The sequence below is a fragment of the Actinoplanes sp. NBC_00393 genome (assembly GCF_036053395.1).
Lineage (GTDB): Bacteria > Actinomycetota > Actinomycetes > Mycobacteriales > Micromonosporaceae > Actinoplanes.
Map to the genome: position 1 here is coordinate 2,625,878 of NZ_CP107942.1, position 18,585 is coordinate 2,644,462.

Below are 18,585 nucleotides of genomic sequence, written 5' to 3' on the forward strand. Positions count from 1 at the left end.
ATAGTAGGAGCGGAGGTCGTGGATATCCGCCGCACGCGGGAACCTCGTTTACATCACGTTCGCAGCCTGGCTCCTAACTTCGCGGCATGAGAATGCCTGTAGCCCTGGTGATCGGCATGCTGCTGGCCGGGACGGCGGCCTGCACCGCCGACCGTGATCCGGCGCCATCGTGTGAGCCGAAGCTGGAGGCGGCGTTCGGCGCATGGGCGCAGGCCGGGTTCAGCGGCGCGATCGCGGTGTCGACCGGTGGCCGGTTCGAGTGCCTGGCCGGCTACGGCACGGCCGACGACGCCACCGGCGCCCGCAACACCGCCGACACGGTGTACAGCATCGGATCGGTCAGCAAGGCTTTCACCGCCACCGCGATCCTCCAGCTCGCCGGGGACGGGAAGCTGTCGCTGGACGACCCGGTCGGCAAGCTGGTGCCGGCAGTCACCGGGCCGGTGGCCGAAGCGACCGTACGTCAGGTGCTGCTGCACACCAGCGGGATCGGCGGGTCGATCGGCGCCGACGACCAGCCACTCGATCGGGCCGGCGCGATCGCCGCAATCAACAAACTGGACCTCGCGTTCCCGCCCGGCACCGACGACGCCTACTCCAACGCCGGATACACGCTGCTGGCGATCATCATCGACACCGTGTCCGGAATGTCCTACCGCGACTACACCGTCAACCACGTCCTCACGCCGCCCGGAGGCGGCGGCTTCTGGCACGGCCGGCCGGCCGCCGCCGGACCTGCCGCGGCCGGCTACCTCGACGACGGCAAGCCCGGCCGCTCCAGGACCTTCGCCGGCCCGTACTGGACGACGGAGGGCAACGGCTCGCTGGCGATGACCTCCAAGGAACTGGCCTCCTGGGCGCATGCGCTGTTCCACGGCCCGCTAGCCGAGCTCGCCGGCGACCTGGCGCACCCGATGGGCGACGGCCGGTCCTACACGCTCGGCGGCTGGGCGGCGTTCGACGCGAAGGTGTACGGCACGCCGATCGTGGCCATCGCCGGCGGTGGCGGCGACGTCGGCCACAACGTGGCGGTCGTCTGGCTTCCCGCGCGGGACCGGGTGATCGTCATGGCGTCCAACCGATCGGTGCTCACCGCCGAGGAACTGCTGGCCGCGACCGTACCGTCGCTGGTGGCCGGCAAGCCGCTGCCGACGCCGACCGCACCGGCCGGCGGCAGCGATCTGACCGAGATCGTCGGAGAGTACCGGCTGGACACCGGCGGATCGTTCGAGGTCACCGCTGCCGGCAACCGGCCGGGGATCGCGGCCGTCGGCGCCGACGCGGTGGGTGCGCTGTTCCCGCCAGGCGGCCGGTTCTCCGCCGACGACCTGCGGGCTCACGAGCAGCGCGTGCTTGACCTGCTCACCGGCCAGACCCGGCAGGGCCGCGAGGAGCGCAGCGCCGTGGAAGCCGAGTTCGGGCCGATCACCGCGGTGGCCGCCGGCGGCACCGTCGTCGCCGACGGCGAGATGCGCACGTACGTCACCGTGACCACTCGCGACGGTCCGCAACCGGGGTGGTACGCGGTCGACGAGCACAGCAACATCGAAGGGGCGGAACTGCCCACCGTGCCGCCGGCCCTGACACTGGTACCGGTCGCAGCGAACCGGTACCGCCCGGCCGGCACCGGCCCGGACGTGACCCTCGACTTCGCCGGCGGCACGGTGACCGTCTCCGGGCCGGCCGGAACGGCGACCGTGCGGGCATCCAGACGCTGAACGGGGAGGGGAGCGCGACATGCGTGTCCTGCTGGTCGAGGACGACGCGGGCCTTGCCGAGGTGCTCGCGCTGGGCCTGCGCAACGAGGCGTACGCGGTGGACGTGGCCGGAACCTGCGCGGCCGCCGAGGAACTGCTCGCGACCACGACGTACGACGTGGTGTGCCTGGATCTGGGTCTGCCGGACGGCGACGGGCTCGCTCTCGTCCGGCAGGCCTCAGCCGACCCGTACCTGCGCAGGCCCCGGCGTTGCCTGGTGCTGACCGCGCGCGACGCGGTGGCCGATCGCGTCGCCGGGCTCGACGCGGGCGCCGACGACTACCTGGTCAAGCCGTTCCACTTCGCCGAGTTGCTGGCCCGGCTGCGGGCGCTGAGCCGCCGCGAGGACAGCGCCGGATCGACCTTGCGGGTGGGCGAGCTGACGCTTGATCTGGCCACCCATCGGGCCTGGCGGGCCGCGACGCCGCTCGACCTCACCGCCCGGGAGTACTCGTTGCTGCGCTACTTCATGCACCACCCGGGCGAGGTTCTGCCGGCCGAGACGCTGCTCGAGCACGTCTGGGACGCCAACGCCAACCCGTTCACCTCGTCGGTGCGGGTGATCCTCAGCCGGTTGCGGCGCAAGCTCGGCGAGCCGGCGCTGATCGTCACGGTCACCAACACCGGCTACCGGCTGCAGCAGTCATGATCTGGCGATCGTTGCGTACCCGGTTCGCGGTGCTGGGGTTCCTGGCCATCTACGTCCCCGTGCTCCTGCTGTTCGGCGTGGTCGTGGTCAGCGACGTCGAAGTCGAGTCCCACCTGGTCACGAGCACGGCCGGGCACCGCTCCGACGGGGTGACCTGGACGGTGCTCGCCCTCGCGCCGGTGGCCGCCGCGCTCGCCTGGGGCCTGGCCGGGCGGGCGGTGCGCGACATCGACCGGGTCCGCGCCGTCGCCGAGGACGTCGACGCCGTCGACCTGACCCGCCGCGTCGGGTTGGACCGTGGCCCGAGTGAGGTCGTCCAGCTCGCGTCCAGCATCGACGCGATGCTCGGCCGCTTGGAGCAGGCGGCCGACACCCAGCGGCGGCTGATCGAGGAGGCGAGCCACGAGTTGCGTACGCCGCTGGCGGTGTTGATGGCCAACGCTGAGGTGCTCCTCGCCCATCCGCATCCGACGGTCGAGGACTACCGGCGAGGGCTGGAGAACACCGCGGCGGCGGCCGCCCGCCTCCAGGCCACCATCGACGAGCTGCTGGTGGACGCCCGCGGCCGGGCGCGCACGATCGCGCGACGCCCGGCCGACCTGATGGCCGTGGTCCGCGCGGTCGCCGCCGATGTCGGTGTGCTCGCCGCGACGAAGGCGATCGCGGTGTCCGTCACCGGCCCGCGGACCGCGGAGTGTGCCTTCGACGAGCCCACCGTGCGGCGGGCGGTGACGAACCTCGTGGACAACGCCGTCCGGTACGCCCCGGCCGGCACCAGCGTCGAGATCAGCGTGGAGGCGGCGGCGTATGAGGTCGCGGTGGTGGTGATCGACCACGGCGCCGGCATCGCACCCGCCGAGCAGAAGGGCGTGTTCCAGCGATTCTGGCGCAGCCGCACGGACGTCGCCGGCTCCGGCCTCGGCCTGCCGATCGCCAGCCAGGTGGCGCTGGCGCACGGCGGCGAGCTCACGCTCGCGTCGCCCGGTCCGGCCGGCGACGGCTGCGCGTTCCGGCTCACCCTGCGCCGCTGACGGCCGGCTACTCGCTGCGTGCCTCTGCTGACAGGAAGCCGTCGACCAGGGTGCGGAACAGGTCGGGCTGCTCCGCCCACGGCCGGTGACCGGCCTCCGGGATCACTTCCAGGCGGCTGTCCGGATAGGTCGTCGCCACCAGGCGGGCCGGCGCGATCACCTCGGCCTCCCGGCTGAGTCCGCCGGCCCGCAGGGCGGGATCGGCGGCGGCCGCCGCCTCGTACCAGGGCTCGCCGGCACGCGACGCCCGCAACGCTGCCAGCTCCGCGGCGTCCGGTTCGCGGGCCGCCCGGCCGACCGGCGTGACCAGCACCAACCGGCGCACCCGGCCGGGGTGGGCCACGGCGTACTCCTGGGCGGTCAGCGTTCCCGCCGAATGCGCGAGCACATCCATGCGGGTGAGCCCGAGAAACCGGCGCAGCTCCTCGATGTCGCGGGCCTGCTCGACGAACGACACCGTGGCACGGTCGCCGGGAACCTCCGAACGGCCGGCCGCGCGGGCGTCCATCCGGATCAGACGGCGGCCGGCGGCCAGGCCACCGAGATCGCCGAGATACCGTACGTCGGTGCCGGGACCCCCGGGCAGCGCCAGCAGTGGTGGCCCGTCACCCACCTCGTCGAAGTGAATCCGCGTACCGTCATGTGAGGTGAAGAAGGGCACGCCGGTAGGTTAGGGCCGCGCTGCCGCCAGCGCCGACCGGGTGTTGCAGCCGACGATCGCGGGCGCCTCGTGGATCAGTGCGTCGTCGGTGAGCGCGGCGACCATGAACAGGGCGAAGTCGACGCGCCGGGTGCGGTTGCTGCGCAGGACCGGATCGCCGACGTGCCGGCTCCACACCGGCAGGCCCTGGCTCTCTCCCTCTTCGAGGTCGCTGCCGCGCACCACGGTCCAGCGCGTGTCGCTGGCGAAGATGCGCCGGCAGGCCGCCTCCTGGTCGCTGAGGTCGGCGATCCGCAGCAGCCGGGCCAGCGTCCGGAAGACCGCGACGAAGGCCCGCAGCCCGACGGTGTAGCGGTCCTTGCCGTCGCGGCTGATGTGCCAGCCGCAGGAGAAGATCAGCCGTGCGTGCGCCGGCGCGTGGTCCAGCACCGCCTGGGCCGTGCCCGTCGAGTAACCGTGCACGCCCCACGGCACCAGGACGGTCAGGACGCCGTCGCAGCCGGCGACGGCCCGGCGGATCACGTCCCGGTCATCGGTCACGCCCGGGACCACGGTGATCCGGCCGTCGAACTCGGCGAGTTTGCCGACGCTCTGCTCGCGGCACACCGCCACCACCTCGTAGCCACGGTCCAGTGCGTGGCGGACCATGTACCGCCCGAGCTTGCCTGATGCCCCCACGACACACACCCGCATTCCGAACGCCTCCCGCGTCTTACGTTGTAAGGTTGTGTCGACGGTAAGCCTTACGTCGTAAGGCAGTCAATGGGCGTGTCCGATCGTTGTCTGTGCCGGAACAGCTGATCAGTCGAGGTCGGCGGCGAAGGCCGCGAGCCAGGCCAGCGGCGCGTTCCAGTTGATCGTCAGCTCGTTCGTCGACCAGGAGTGGATGTCGTCGACGTAGCAGAACTGGCCGACCTGCCCGGTCAGCCGGGCCTGCGCCACCTCGTCCTGCAGCCCGGAGTTCGGCCCGCCGGCCAGGGTTCCGTTCGGCGGGTGCGGCAGGCTCGGGTCGATCTGGTGGGCGTACCAGCGGCTGTGCTGATTCTTCGCGTAGTCCGTGCCGTAGCCGGTCACGTAGGACAGATTCAGCGCGTTGCGGCCGAGGAGGTAGTCCAGGCCCTCCAGGGCGCCGTCGCGGTAGCGGGTCTCGCCGGTCAGGTCGTAGGCCACGGCGACGACCATCAGGTTGTTCAGGACCATGCTGTTGGAGCCCCACTCCCACTGGTTGCCCGGGGGAGCGTAGGCCACCGCGTACGGGTGGGCCTGCTGGATGGCGAGGTACTTGTCCGCGCCGGCGACCACCGAGGCGCGCACGGCGTCGAGTTCGGGCAGCTCGTTCGGAGTCAAGGCCAGGCTGAGGCGGGCGGCGGCTGCGGTGGCCGCCCAGTCGAGGGCGTACGACCCGAACACGTCCTCGGTGTGCAGCGGCGAGGTCAGCACCGCGTCGGCGTACCGTTGCTCGCCGGTCGTCAGGAACAGCTCGGCCGCCGCCCAGTAGAACTCGTCGCGCACGTCGTCGTCGTTGTACGGGCCGCCGCCGATCGTGTCCTCGACCGGCGCGTACCGGATCGGGTGGTCCCCGGCCGCCGCATAGGCGGTCCGCGCGGCAGCCAGCAGCCGGTCCGCATAGTCCGCGTCGTACTTGCGGTAGATCCTCGATCCCTGGGCCGCCACCGCGGCCAGGTTCAGCGTGGCCGCGGTCGACACCGGGCGCAGTACGCGCGGTTGCGGATCGAGATGCGGCAGGGTCGGCAGGCCGGTCCACTGCTGGTCGTGCATCTTGTGGTGCACCAGGCCGCTCGGCGCCTGCATGCGCAGCAGGAAGTCCAGCTCCCAGCGCACCTCGTTGAGCAGGTCGGGCACCCCGTTGCCGCTCTCCGGCAGGTCGAGCGCCAGATCGTCGAGACCGCGCCGGTGCTCGAAGGCGTGCAGCAGCTGCCACACCGTGATGCCGCCGTTGACCACGTACTTGCCCTGGTCGCCGGCGTCGTACCAGCCGCCGCGCACGTCCAGCCGGTAGTCGCCGGCGTCCGGGGCGCAGGGGACGTCGCGGTCGCTGAGATGCCCGGCCGGGCGGCCGTAGCCGGGCCGCAGGTCGTCGCGGATCTCGATGCCGCTGCGCTGGCAGTAGAAGAACTTCAGCGCGTCGGCGCGCAGCGGACGGTAGAGGTCCGCGCCGATGGCGAACGGCCGGCTGGTCGCGCCGTCGGCGCTCAGCGTGAAACCCGTGCCGGCCTGCTGGTGCGCGCCGAAGTCGATGGTGTGCACGTTCTGGCCGCAGGAGACATCCGTGCCGCGCGGCTCGCTCGTCCCGGTCGCGACGACCCGCCCGCTGCCGTCGGCGAGCTGCCAGGCCAGCGCCTCGGTGGCGTCGGTGACCAGGGTGGCCCGTTTCGGCCCGGACGGAAGATGGCCAACCTGGTTGATCGCGACCTCAGACATGCCGGGAACGCTCTCAGCGGTGGGGTGCGCTGTCAAACTCGATGGTCAGCCGAGGCGGTGTTGCGGGCCGATGGCATCCTCTGCCGGATGTGGATCATAGGCCGGGGTCTGGCTGTCTGTGCGGTGCTGGTGCTGGCGGCCGGGTGCGGGGTGGAACAACCGATCGCCCCGGAGCCGGCGCCCGAGGCAGCACCGTCTTCTGTGTCCGCACCGGTTCTCGAGTCGGCGCCCGCGCCGGTGGTCACGCCGGGAGCCGGCCGGACCGGGGTGAAGCCACCGGTCGTGCAGCACGGGCCGCGCGATCGCGATGTGGTCAGCCTGACGTTCGACGCCGACATGACCGATGCGATGGCGGCCAGGCTGCGCAGCGGCGCGGTCTCGTCGTACGCGAATCTCGCGCTGCTGAAACTGCTGGAGCGGCGCAAGATCCCGGCGACCTTCTTCGTGACCGGCCAGTGGGCCGAGCAGTATCCGCAGCTCACCCGCCGGTTCGCCGGCAACCCGCAGTTCGAGGTGGCGAACCACAGTTACGAGCACGCGGCGTTCACCGCCGGCTGCTACACGCTGCCTCAGCTGCCGCCCGGCGCGATGACCGAGGATGTCGCCAAGACGTTCCGGGTGCTGGAGCCGTACGGCGGACGGCAGACCCGCTACTTCCGCTTCCCGGGCCTGTGTCACGACAAGGCGGCGCTGAAGGCCCTGGCCCCGCTCGGTGTCACGGTCGTCGACGGCGACGTGGTCAGCGGCGACCCGTTCGCCCGCGGCCCGGCGCCGATCGTGCGTGCCGTGCTGTCCCAGGTCAAACCCGGATCGATCATCATTCTGCACATCACCGAGGCGAACGCCCAGTACACCGACGATGCGCTGCCGAAGATCCTGGCCGGCCTGCAGCGGCGGGGACTGCGGCCCGTCATGCTGTCCGAGATGCTCGACGGTCCGTCGGGCGGCTGATCAGGAAGACCGCGAGGGTGACGGCCAGCACGACCGCGGCGCTGAGCGCGGGTGATCCGGTCGTCAGCACCGAACCGAAGACGCCGACCGCGAACAGCGAGCCGAAGGACCCGACCGAGAGCACGGAGCCGAAGGAGGCGACCGAGCCGACCGACAGCACGGAGCCGAACGAGCCGACCGACAGGATCGAGCCGACGCAACCGATCGACAGGACCGAATCCTTCGAGCAGACGCTCAGGACCGAGCCGCTCGACCGGTAGGAGAGGAAGTTCCTGGCCTGGGAAGTTTCGTTTTCGCTCATGTGACCATCGTGGCCGGTCGCCGCCGCCGTTTCATCCGTCAGCGGTCGGGTCGTGCGCCCCACCGATCGACGGATTCCGCTGCGCCGCTTTGGGGTATCCGTCTTCGATACGGGAGGGGAGGGCGACCATGGCGCTCGCACCGGTCCAGACGGCGCGGCAACTGCCGCGGTGGTCGGAGCTGCGCGACGTCGTGCAGTTCAAGAAGCCGTGGCTGAGCCGGCTGGAGCGGGCGAACTCGGTCCGCGACCTGCGTGACCTGGCCCGGCGCACCACTCCCCGCGCGGTCTTCGACTACGTGGACGGCGCGGCGGAGGAGGAGATCACGGCGGCGCGTAACGTCGCTGCCTATCGGCGGGTCACGTTCCTCTCCGAGACACTGCGCTCGGTCGCCGACCCGGATCCGAGCGTTCCCCTGCTGGGGCGGCGCATCGCCATGCCGCTGATGTTCGCGCCGACCGGCTACACGCGGATGATGCACCATCACGGCGAGGCGGCCGTCGCCGAAGTGGCTCAACACGTCGGGGTGCCGTACGCGTTGTCGACGGTGGGCTCGACGTCGATCGAGGATGTGCGGGCCGCGTCACCCGACGGCGATCTGTGGTTCCAGCTGTATCTCACCCCCGACCCGAAGGTGAACGAGGATCTGCTCTCCCGCGCCGAGGCAGCCGGGTACACGACGATTCTGCTCACCGTCGACACGACCGTCTCCGGGATGCGGCTGCGCGACGTCGTCAACGGCCTCACCATCCCGCCGACGCTCACCGCCCGGACCGTGCTGAACATGTCCCGCTTCCCGCGGTGGTGGTTCAACAAGCTGACCACCGGAGGCATGACCTTCGCCTCGCTCGCCGGCGTCCCGGGCAAACCGAGCCCGGCCGAGGTGGCGAGCATGATGTTCGACCCGGGCCTGGACCTGCAGGCGCTGGACCGGCTGCGAGTCAGGTGGCGGGGCAACCTCGTCGTCAAGGGGGTGACCACGCCCGCGTCGGCGCGGGAGGCCCTGGAGCGCGGCGCCGACGGCGTGGTGGTCTCCAACCACGGCGGGCGTCAGCTGGACCGCTCGCCGGCGACCCTGGATGTCCTCCCGGCCATCCGCGCCGAGCTCGGGCCGGCGGCCACCGTCCTCATCGACGGCGGTGTCCTGCACGGACAGGACATCCTCGCCGCCCGCGCGCTCGGCGCGGACGCCGTCATGATCGGACGTGCCTATCTGTACGGCCTGATGGCCGGCGGTCGCGACGGCGTGCTGCGCACTGTCGAGCTGCTCGCCGGCGAGTACCAGCGTTCGATGCAACTGCTCGGCGTGCGGCGCAGTGAGGATCTCTCGGGCCGGCACGTCGCCTTCCACCCATCCCTCTCCGACCTCGGGAGCCACGATGGTCAGTACCCGCTCAGTGGTGGATTCCTTCCCGACCAAGTACCTGCCCGCACCCGAGGTGCGGGAGATGCCGGAGCCGCCGGCGAACTTCCGTAAGGTCATCGGGCCCGGCATCATCGCCGCCGGCGTCGGTCTGGCCAGCGGCGAGTTCATCCTCTTCCCGTACATCGCCTCGCAGGTCGGCCTGGTCTTCGTCTGGGCCGCCTTTGTCGGTCTGGCCACCCAGTACTTCCTCAACATGGAGATCGAGCGGTACACCCTCGCGACTGGGGAGACCGCACTCACCGGGTTCAGCCGGTACTGGCGGCACTGGGGACTGTTCTTCGCGATCCTGGCGTACTTCGCCAACATCTGGCCGGGCTGGGCCACCAGCTCCGCGACGCTCATCACCTACCTGGTCGGCGGCAGCGTCGCGCCGATCGCGATCGGCATCCTGCTGGTGATCGGCGTCATCCTGACCATGGCGCCGGTGGTCTACCAGGCGCTCGAGAAGACCGAGATGGTGAAGGTCGCGGCCGTCCTGCTGCTGATGGTGGTCGGGGCGGTCGCCGCGATCGGTGCGTCGGCCTGGGCCGACGCACCGCAGATCATCACCAACGCCGGGATTCCGTACGAGGAACTCGGCTTCGCCCTGCTGCTGGGTGCGCTGGCGTTCGCCGGGGCCGGCGGCGGGCAGAACCTGTGCCAGAGCAACTGGATCCGCGACAAGCGGTTCGGCATGGGCGCCTACGTGCCGCGGATCGTCAGCCCGGTGACCGGTCAGCTGGAGGCCGCGCCGTCGACCGGATTCATCTTCGAGCCCACCGAGTCGAACCTGGCCCGGTGGCGGCGCTGGTGGTCGTTCGCCAACCGGGAGCAGCTGGTCACCTTCGTGCTGATCAGCTTCCTGGCCATCTTCTTCACCTCGATGCTGGCCTACGCCACCGTGTTCGGTGACGAGGGCCTCGAGAACAACATCTCGTTCCTCAAGGCCGAGGGCGAGGCGCTCAACACGGCGGTGGGCGGCTGGTTCGGCACCTTCTTCTGGATCATCGGCGCGTTCTCGCTGTTCGCCGCGGCGCTCGGGATCGTCGACTACACCAGCCGGCTGGGCGCCGACGTGCTCAAGACCGGGTACCTGAAGGGCGCCAACGAGAGCAAGATCTACTTCGGGCTGGTCTGGGGCCTGGTCCTGATCGGCATCGTCGTGATCCTGTCCGGCCTGTCCCAGCCGCTGGTCCTGCTCGTGATCTCCGCGGTCACCGGAGGACTGATGATGTTCATCTACTCGGCCCTGCTGATCCTGGTGAACCGGCGGGTGCTGCCCAAGGAGATCCGCCCGGGCGCCGGCCGGGTCGCCGCTCTGGTGTGGGCGTTCCTGCTGTTCGGCTTCCTGTCCGTGCTCACCTTCAACCAGCAGCTGGAGAAGCTGTTCGGCGGGTGAGGGCGACGGTCGCACCGCCCGAGAGTGGGGAGTCGTGCAACTCCAGGCCGGCAAGCTGGACCTTCGTCGGGATGTCGAAGACCAGCTTGCCGGTCACCCGTCCGCCGGGCTCCACCTTCTCCAGGAACGTGCGGGTGTCCCGGTTGGCGTAGATGCCGGCGCTCGTCGTACCCGTAGCCGGTGCCGTCCGCGTCCCGCGCCTTCTGCGCGAGGCCGAGGAAGTACGTGCTCTTCTGCTGGCCGGCGGCCTTCGACGGGGCGACGGCGGCGGCGACCGGCTCCTCCCGGTTGAACCGCTCGGCGGCGACCCCGGCCGCGAACAGGGCGACCACCGCGACACCGGAGACGACGAGTGCGGCCACCACCTTGAGCGGCACCGGTGCCCTCGCGGCCGGGCGACGGGCAGATTCGTACGGCATTCCTTACTGTCGGTCACTATGCTGCGTCAAGCCACCGATTTCGCCTGATCAGCGGCATACTTCGCCTGATCGGACAAGCCGTGATCTTCCGGCAGGCTCACTCCGGCTGGTTCCCCGGTGATCACCCGAACCGGGGAAGGCATCCGCAGTGGACAGCTTGGTAGCGTTTCCCCTCCGGTCCGGTTGAAGGAGGCTTCGTGGAAGCCGGCGCCGTACTCGCCGTCCTGCTGGTCCTGCTCTTCCTGGGGAGCATCCTGTCGGCGGTCGGTGGCCTCACCGACCTGATCGTGGAAACCGCGGCTGGCCGGCTGACCTTCGGATTGTTCCGGCAGCTGCACAGCATCCCCACCGAAGTCGTCTACACCGCGATCTACCTTCCGATCTTCTCCGCTCTCGGCGCCACCGTCTCGGGAACCGGCATCAACCTGATGACCGCGGGGGAGAGCAGCGGCGCAGAACGTCTCGGCGGGCTGGCCATGATCGTGGCGGCGTTCGCGACCCTGCTGCGGCTGGGCGTGCAGGCCGCACGCGGATTCACCAGGACCAGAGGACTGCGCCGGATCCGGTCCGTGCTGAGCGCGGCACCGGCGATCGATGACATCCCCCGGATCCGGCGGCTGCGGGCGGCCGGGCAGCGCCTCGAGCTGCACGGGTCCACGATCTCGTTCCGTGGCTGGCTGGCCAAACGCAGCACGGGATTCGCGACCTTCGCCGTTTTGACCTGCATGAACGCGATCACGGTTCCGCTGGCCGTGTTCTTCGGCGTCAGCGTCGTCCGGACTGAGTCCGAGGACCGTACGCTGGTTCTCGTCTTCCTGGTCGTCGCGGCGGTGTCTCCGATCTGTTACCTCGCCTGTACCGTCGCCGCCTGGCGGACCTACCGCAGCTTCACCGGCCGCCTCGGCCAGGAGATCGCCGACAGCGCCGGCCGGGCCCTGAGCAGACTGGAAGCGGCACGTGCCCGGCAGCGGGGGAACGGCGTGGTCCCGTCCAACGAGCGATCCGGCCTGCGCCGTTCAACGGCGAGGCTGCTGTACGGCCTCGGTGATCTCCTCAGCGACACCGGCACCGCGGAGCGGCCCACCACGGCGACCGCGTCCACCGCCGCGCCGAGAGGCGGGCCCCGGTGAACCGGCCGGGCCGGCTGAAGTCTTCCCGCGGTGGGTCCGTCGTCGCGTCCTATGCCCCCGGCTCCCAGGCGATCAGCTGGTCCAGGACGTGCCGGTCGCCGTCGAGCTGCAGCGAGTCCGCCGGAATGCGGCCGTAGAAGAACATGACCAGCTCATTGGCCGTGCCCCGGGCGGAGACATAGGCCACCTCGGGGACCTCGGCGGCGGCCGGCGTGGGGAGGCGGGCGGCCCGGGCGCCGTCGGCGGAGAACCAGAGCCGCCAGCAACGGCCCTCGGTGGCGTGGTAGTCGATGACCGCGGGCTTGTGCGGCCACGCCGCCGTGTTCGCGACGCAGGTGGTCAGGAACTCGTCGACACCGTCGAGGGCCACCTCGTCCGGCAGCGGCTGCGGGGCGCCCACGGCGACCTGGGCGTCGTAGGTGTGCACGGCGACCTGCTGGAGCTGATGCCGGGCGACGGCCCCGGTCGTCTGCGGCGACTGCGACGGACCCCACCACGTCCAGCAGCCACGATCCGGGCCGGCCTCGCGCAGCGCGTCCAGCAGCTCTGTGGTCGACGCGGTGAACCAGGCCAGCAGGGCCTCGCGCTCCCGGGGCGGCTCCGGGCTGGACACCGCCGGGGGAGCGTCGGCGGGCCCTGCAGCCACGATGGCGGCCCACCTGCGGCGTCCCTCGCCCAGGTGCTGCACCAGGTCGAACAACGTCCACTCGGGGCAGGTCGGCACCTGCACGTCGAGGCTGGGCGCCGCGGCGACCGCCGCCCGGAAAGCGGTCGATCGTTCGTCCATCAGCCGCAACAGGTCGATGAACTCCAAAGTCTCTTCCACCGCGGCTTTGTACCATCCCGCTCCGACAACCGACAGCGGGTTTCGACGACATCGGCGCCCGAGCCGCTTCACCAACCGGCTCGGGAAGCGGCGCGGGTCAGTGGTGGTGGGTGGCGTCGGGATGGGCCGGGTCGGCCGGGTGTTCGTAGCCGGGCGCCAGCCGGACCAGGTCGGCGCAGCGCTGGTCGAGCCATCGCGCGAAGGCGCGCTCGGCGGCGGCCGCGGTCAGGGTGGCGGCGATGCGGGAGCGTTCGCGGGGGTACGGGCCGGGGTGCCGGTCGCGATTGCGGGAGAAGTACGCCTGCAGCTCGGACTCCGGCGGTGCGGACGGCGGGAGGACGTGGCGGCGCAGGGCCCGGGCGAGCGGGTCGGCCGCGAGGACGGCGGCGGTCATGCCACCGGTGCGCAGGGCCTGGGCGAGGGTGACCGGGCGGGGCGGGCCGTCCTGTGCGGTGGCGGTGATGCCGAGCAGAGCGGCTTCGTGGCGAACGACCGCTTCGGTGACGACCGCCTGGCAGACCCAGCGGCGCAGGTTGCGGCCCTCGGCGGTCTCCGGGTGGGGGAGACGGGCGGCCAGGGGCCCGCTGCGCAGGGCGGCCAGCCGCTGATCGACGACGGCCGCCGCGATCGGTTCCCCCGCGACCCAGGCGGCGACGGCGTTCACGGCGCGACCCAGGGAGTCAGGGCGCGAGCCGGCGGTCACGGCGCGACCTCGATGATCGCCGGGGCGGTGTAGTGCAGGCGGCCGCCGTGGGCGAGCTTGATCAGGGCCCACCAGGTTCCGGTGGGATGGCCGGGCGGGACGCGTACGGGGAAGTGGGTTTCTGATTTGGCCCCCGGCTGAAGGGTGACCGCGGTGGTGACGGTGGGAAAGAGTTCCCACGTGTGCCAGGGGCTGATCAGTTGGGCGTGCACGAGGATCGGGCCGGCGGCGTCACTGCTGAGGTCGAGACCGATGGTGGCCGCGTCGCCCGGCCGCAGGCGCAGGTGGGTGTCGCGCAGGGCGGCGGTCACGGTCTCGGGGGCCGCGGTGCCGACCAGGACGCGGGCGATGTCCTCGACGGTCCGGCCGTCGTGGGTGAGCCGGGCGGTGATCCAGTGGCAGCCCTGAGCCGGCGAGGGGGTCACCTCGACCTCGGTGATCTGATGGCCGCCGGGTGCCAGGTCGTAGGGCACGGTGTCGGGGGTGCTGGTCCAGCCGTCCGGCAGGCCGAGTAGGACGGTTCCCCCGGCCGGCGAGGCGAGCGAGGAGGCGACGGTGACGGTGAGCCGGAGCGGCCCGTCGGCGGTGACGAGCGGCGGGTCGACGTGCACGGTCAGCGGCAGGTTGCCGGTGGGTGCCGGCCCGGTGTTGTGCAGCCAGTAGCGCGCGTAGGCAGGCGGCTCCTCGACAGCAAAGGCAGCGGCGGCAGGGACGACGGTAGCGGGCGTGGTGGGCGCAACGCTGAAGGTGAGCGTCCGGATGGCGGACGGCGACAGCGGGATCGCGGTCAGGTCGACGCCGGCATCGGAGGGTTCCTCGAGCAGGTTGGCGGGCCGGGGGTCAGTGGCGGGCGTCCACAGATCGAGCCGGGCCGAGACATCGCGGCCGTGCGGCTCGTACAGGCGGGCGGTGATCCGCGAGATCTCGGGCGTGGCCTCCAACCCGGCGGCGAGCGGGTTGCCCGCCGGTTTGAAAGCAGCCAGGACAGCGTTGGTGACGCCGACGAACGACTTCTGCTCGTCCGGCCCGGACGCGACCGGGAAACCCGACAGCGGATGGTTCAGCTCCTGACCGTGGCGCACCAGAGCGGTGTCCCGCCAGTCGCCGTCGCCGGCCACGACGGCGTAGTCGAAGGTGTGCGTCCAGTGCTGCTGCTGGAAGTTCGAGCCGTCGGGCGCGGTACGCCGCGGCGGGTCGATCCACACCCCGGACGGCCAGCCCGTGCACGAGCGCAGCAGCGACAGATGCAGCGCGCCTAAGGTGTCGACCGCGAAGCCGGGAATGCCGCGGTTGAGCAGCGCCACGGTCCCCGGCACGAGATCCGGGTCGGGTCCGGCCGCCAGACCGGTCGCGGCGATGACGGAGCCGTCCAGGATCGACAGGTCGCCGACGACCACGAGGACGGGCAGCGCCCGAACGTCGGTGAGATCCGCATTGGGCTGCCACACCTCCGTCAGCGCCGAAGCAGCCGGGATCCACAGCCGGGCCGAGCCGGACGCGGCGAGCTGGCGGTCGAGCTCGGCGGCATATGACGGTGGCGCCGCCGCGAGGGCCGCCGCCGTGAACGCGTTCGTGGACGGGCCGCCGACGGCGATGCGGACGTCGGGCAGGTTCGAGTCGATCGCGAGGCGCCCGTACCGCGAACCGGTGTCAACCGACGTGGTGGCGGTGACCCCCTGCCGGACCAGGGCGACCACCAGGTCCCGGGCGGCCGCCGGGTCGCCGGACGTGATCACCTCGGCGATGGAGACGGCCCGGCTGTGCAGGCGCGCCCCGGACGGGTCGGACACCTCGACGCGGGCGGTGTGCGAGAGCGCGAACCAGTTCTGAGCCGGATTGTCCAGCGTCCACGGCGCGGTCTCGGTGTCGGTCTCGACGTGGGCGAAACCACGCCCGACCACGGCGGCGCCGACCTCACTGACCGGCAGACCGCCTGGGATCGCGGCCGGCCAGCGCAGCCGGACCAGTCGGTCCGTGCCGGTGAAGCCCTCCAGCGTGGTGGCGCAGTCCAGGCGCGGGGAGCCGTCCCACAGGGTCAGGACCTGGGTGTAGGTGACGCCGCCGATCGTGCCGATGACGGTGAGGCGCTGGCCGAGGGAGGAGTGCTCCACGCGTACCGATGCGGGATTTTCGCTGGAGAGGTGGGTGGCCGGACCGTTGGGCAGCAGGTGCCACGGCCCTTCGTGGTATTTGGGGTGCGCCGGGTATTCGTCGTAGAAGCGCAGCTCATTGCCGGTCTCGCCGGCCACGAGGTAGTGCCGTCCGGTGCGCACGTCGTCGAGCGCGACGACACCACCACCGCGGGCCGGATCGACTTTCACGCGCAGGAACTCGTTGGCGATGACGGTCGGCGAGTCGACCTCCGCCCACGATCCGGACTCCTCACCCAACGAGAACGTCCGGTAGCCGACCGAAGGGACGTCCGCCGCCCGGAAGACCACGTCGGCGGCGGCAAGGCTGCCGTCCGCATGCAGCTCCGCGTTCTCCACCAGCGACGGCACGCCCGCCACGCCGACCGACGACGTTCCGGGCGAGGCGAACGCCACCCGCACCCGCACCACGTCCGTTCGCGGCCAGCCCGACGGATTGAACACCGCGATCCGGCCGGTTCCCGCCTGCGGCGCCAAGGTCAACAACGCTTTTTCGCGTACGCCGGAAGCGATCTCCCACGCCTCGCGCCACCCGGTGAGCAGGTCGAGGTAGACCTGGTCCGACTCCGACCCGGTGATCGCGTCGTGGTGCGCGCCGAATACCAGCTGCCGCCACGCCCGGTCCAGCGCCGCGTGCGGATAGGCGGCCCCGTGCGCCGCCGCGACGGTCGCGAACGTCTCCGCCTCGACCAGCAGCGACTCCGCCGCCCGCTGCGCCTGCTTGGTGTCGATGAACGACACGTCCTTGCCCGTGTAGATCGGGTTCATGTCCCGGGTCTGCGGCGGGAAGGCGCTGCGCTGGGAACGGACCGCGGCGAAGAACTCCTTCGGCAGGCCGCAGACGAAGCGCGGCGAGGAGTACCGGGCGTTCCAGTCCCGCTGGATCTCGGTGATCCACTTAGCCGGCGGGGTGTAGTCGGTGCCGACCGGCAGCAGCACGTTGCGGGTGGCGGCGACCCGTTTGAGCAACAGGAAGAAGTGGTAGACGCTCTCTTCCGCCTCTTCGAGGGTGGCCTTCGAGTCGATCTGCCAGCCGGCCGAGTAGTGCGCCGGCATGTAGTGGGTGAGCACGCCGTCGCCGGACGGGGACAGCCACTCGAACTCCGAGGTGAACTGCATGACCGACGGATCGCCCCACCCGTCGAGCTTGGGTTCGTGGGTCCACAGCATCGGACCCCACTGGTGGTACGGTCCGCGCGCCCACGAGGACGAGTCGAGGCTGGCCGCGGCGACCAGGCCGGGGAACTGCGGGTCGTGGCCGAACGCATCCAGCTGCCAGGCCGTCCGTGGGTCGCCGCCGAGCACGCCGCGCTGATACCCGGCGCCGTGGACCAGGTTGCGGACCGTCGACTCGGCCGAGGTGAGATTGGTGTTCGGCTCGTTGTAGGTGCCGCCCATCAGCTCGAGGCGGCCCTCGCTGAGCAGTCGGCGCAGGTAGGCGCGGTCGCCCGGGTGCGCGTCCCAGTACGGCTTGAGGTAGTCCACCTCGGCGAGCACGAACTTGTAGTCCGGGTCGCGGCGCGCGCTCTCCATGTGCTCGCGGACCAGGTCGAACCCGGCGTGCTGGAACGCGGCGCGGAACTCGGCGGCGGCCGGGCCGGCCTCGTCCCACGTCGCGGTGTACGCGGCCTGGGTGTTCCACCACACCGGGTCGTAGTGGAAGTGGGAGATCATCCAGACCGTCCAGCCGGGCTCGGCCACGGTCACGGTCGTTTCGACAGTGGCGGCGCCGGCTGTCACCCGTACCGGAACGATGGATTTTGGATCTTGATCGGTGGTTATCGGGACGTCGGTGATCTGGCCCTCGGCGCCGGCCGACCCGTGCAGGCCGGGGCCTTCGATGCTGATCTCGGCCGGCTGGGTGAGTCCGGAGAGCTCGACCCGCACGATCTGGCGGGCGGGGTCGCCGACGAACAACTCGGTGCTGGTCACGGCCACGATGCGCATGCTTATCCTTTCACCGCGCCGGTGAGGCTGAACGCCCCGCCGAGCACCTTGGACACCGCGGAGTACAGAAGGATCACCGGCACGGTGTAGAGGATCGAGAACGCGGCGAGCTGGCCGTAGGCGACCTGCCCGTACTGGGAGAAGAAGGTGTAGATGGTCACCGCGGCCGGCTGTTTCTCCGGGCTGAGCAGCAGGATGAACGGGACGAAGAAGTTCCCCCACTGCAGCACGAACGTGAAGATGAACACGACCGTCAGCCCGGGGACCATCAGCGGCAGCACGATGCGGTGCAGTGACTGGAACCAGCCCGCGCCGTCGGTCCAGGCGGCCTCCTCCAGGCTGAGCGGCACGCTGTCCATGAAGTTCTTCATCATCCAGATGGCGAACGGCAGCGCGGACGCCGTCATGAACGCGATGGTGGCCGGCACCGAGTCGATCAGGTTGAACCGGCTGTACATGGCGTAGACGGGCACCATGACCGCGGTGATCGGCAGGCCGGTGGCGAACAGGATGATGAGCAGGAAGTTGCGGCCGAACCGGTTGCGGTAGCGCGACAGCGGATACGCGGCGAACGTGGCGACGAGCGCGGTGAAGATCGCCGTGCTGCCGGAGATGATCAGTGAGTTGAGCATCGGGCGGAACACGGTCTCGGGGGTGAGCACCTCCTGGAAGTTCACGAGCGAGAACTCCCAGGTCACCTCCGCCGACAGGCCGGAGTGCGGCTGGATCGAGGAGATCAGCAGCCAGGCGAACGGGAGCAGAAAGCAGATCGCGATCAGCAGCAGGGCCAGGTAGATCGCCAGGCGCCGGGCCATG

Annotated in this window: 16 protein-coding genes; 7 read left to right on the plus strand and 9 right to left on the minus strand. The window is 71.0% G+C overall.

Annotation, left to right across the window (positions count from 1 at the left end):
• Positions 1–86 precede the first annotated feature (86 nt).
• The 3 genes from OHA21_RS12140 to OHA21_RS12150 are packed head-to-tail and all read left to right on the plus strand — an operon-like array spanning position 87 to position 3,437.
• A complete protein-coding gene (locus OHA21_RS12140; protein ID WP_328473305.1) occupies positions 87–1,718 on the plus strand; it encodes a serine hydrolase domain-containing protein in 1,632 nt (543 codons plus the stop codon).
• A 19-nt stretch (positions 1,719–1,737) separates the two neighbouring features.
• Entirely contained in the window at positions 1,738–2,406 is a 669-nt protein-coding gene (locus tag OHA21_RS12145) for a response regulator transcription factor (RefSeq protein ID WP_328473307.1), read from the plus strand.
• Positions 2,403–3,437 (plus strand): HAMP domain-containing sensor histidine kinase, encoded by a 1,035-nt coding sequence (locus OHA21_RS12150; RefSeq protein ID WP_328473309.1) that lies wholly within the window; start codon positions 2,403–2,405, stop codon positions 3,435–3,437. The genes OHA21_RS12145 and OHA21_RS12150 overlap by 4 nt, the downstream gene beginning before the upstream one ends.
• A gap of 7 nt (positions 3,438–3,444) precedes the next feature.
• On the opposite strand, the gene OHA21_RS12155 is transcribed toward OHA21_RS12150, so the two are convergent.
• From OHA21_RS12155 to OHA21_RS12165, 3 genes are all read right to left on the minus strand, one after another.
• Positions 3,445–4,098, minus strand: coding sequence for an alpha/beta fold hydrolase (locus OHA21_RS12155; protein WP_328473310.1), 654 nt, complete (start codon positions 4,096–4,098; stop codon positions 3,445–3,447).
• A 9-nt stretch (positions 4,099–4,107) separates the two neighbouring features.
• Positions 4,108–4,791, minus strand: a complete 684-nt coding sequence (locus tag OHA21_RS12160) for an NAD(P)-dependent oxidoreductase (RefSeq protein WP_328473311.1) — start codon at positions 4,789–4,791, stop codon at positions 4,108–4,110.
• Positions 4,792–4,899: 108 nt separating this feature from the next.
• Positions 4,900–6,540 carry a glycoside hydrolase family 9 protein gene (locus OHA21_RS12165; protein ID WP_328473312.1) on the minus strand — a complete coding sequence of 547 codons (1,641 nt, stop codon included), beginning with the start codon at positions 6,538–6,540 and terminating at the stop codon, positions 4,900–4,902.
• A gap of 87 nt (positions 6,541–6,627) precedes the next feature.
• On the opposite strand from OHA21_RS12165, the gene OHA21_RS12170 reads away from it, so the two are divergent.
• Positions 6,628–7,491 carry a polysaccharide deacetylase family protein gene (locus OHA21_RS12170; protein WP_328473313.1) on the plus strand — a complete coding sequence of 288 codons (864 nt, stop codon included), beginning with the start codon at positions 6,628–6,630 and terminating at the stop codon, positions 7,489–7,491.
• Here OHA21_RS12170 and OHA21_RS12175 read toward each other — a convergent pair.
• Positions 7,451–7,855 (minus strand): hypothetical protein, encoded by a 405-nt coding sequence (locus OHA21_RS12175; RefSeq protein WP_442875091.1) that lies wholly within the window; start codon positions 7,853–7,855, stop codon positions 7,451–7,453. The two genes, OHA21_RS12170 and OHA21_RS12175, sit on opposite strands and share 41 nt — an antisense overlap.
• A gap of 65 nt (positions 7,856–7,920) precedes the next feature.
• On the opposite strand from OHA21_RS12175, the gene OHA21_RS12180 reads away from it, so the two are divergent.
• Complete coding sequence (locus OHA21_RS12180; protein ID WP_328473315.1) at positions 7,921–9,267, plus strand: alpha-hydroxy acid oxidase; 1,347 nt, start codon at positions 7,921–7,923, stop codon at positions 9,265–9,267.
• The gene (locus OHA21_RS12185) at positions 9,191–10,594 is read left to right on the plus strand and encodes an Nramp family divalent metal transporter (RefSeq protein WP_328473317.1); all 1,404 of its coding nucleotides are present in this window, start codon (positions 9,191–9,193) and stop codon (positions 10,592–10,594) included. The genes OHA21_RS12180 and OHA21_RS12185 overlap by 77 nt, the downstream gene beginning before the upstream one ends.
• On the opposite strand, the gene OHA21_RS12190 is transcribed toward OHA21_RS12185, so the two are convergent.
• Positions 10,560–11,030 (minus strand): DUF4352 domain-containing protein, encoded by a 471-nt coding sequence (locus tag OHA21_RS12190; protein ID WP_328473319.1) that lies wholly within the window; start codon positions 11,028–11,030, stop codon positions 10,560–10,562. The two genes, OHA21_RS12185 and OHA21_RS12190, sit on opposite strands and share 35 nt — an antisense overlap.
• Before the next feature lie 180 nt (positions 11,031–11,210).
• Here OHA21_RS12190 and OHA21_RS12195 point away from each other — a divergent pair, with 180 nt between their 5' ends.
• Positions 11,211–12,143, plus strand: coding sequence for a hypothetical protein (locus OHA21_RS12195; protein ID WP_328473321.1), 933 nt, complete (start codon positions 11,211–11,213; stop codon positions 12,141–12,143).
• 49 nt (positions 12,144–12,192) lie between these two features.
• Here the strand turns inward: OHA21_RS12195 and OHA21_RS12200 are convergent, their stop codons facing one another.
• The 4 genes from OHA21_RS12200 to OHA21_RS12215 form a co-directional block, all read right to left on the minus strand.
• A complete protein-coding gene (locus OHA21_RS12200) occupies positions 12,193–12,969 on the minus strand; it encodes a maleylpyruvate isomerase family mycothiol-dependent enzyme (RefSeq protein WP_328473323.1) in 777 nt (258 codons plus the stop codon).
• Between the two features lie 97 nt (positions 12,970–13,066).
• Positions 13,067–13,633, minus strand: a complete 567-nt coding sequence (locus OHA21_RS12205; RefSeq protein WP_328473330.1) for a DUF7158 domain-containing protein — start codon at positions 13,631–13,633, stop codon at positions 13,067–13,069.
• Between the two features lie 35 nt (positions 13,634–13,668).
• Complete coding sequence (locus tag OHA21_RS12210; RefSeq protein ID WP_328473332.1) at positions 13,669–17,769, minus strand: glycoside hydrolase family 38 C-terminal domain-containing protein; 4,101 nt, start codon at positions 17,767–17,769, stop codon at positions 13,669–13,671.
• Between the two features lie 2 nt (positions 17,770–17,771).
• On the minus strand, positions 17,772–18,584 hold the full coding sequence (locus OHA21_RS12215; protein ID WP_328473334.1) for a carbohydrate ABC transporter permease: 813 nt from the start codon (positions 18,582–18,584) through the stop codon (positions 17,772–17,774).
• Between the last annotated feature and the right edge of the window lies 1 nt (position 18,585).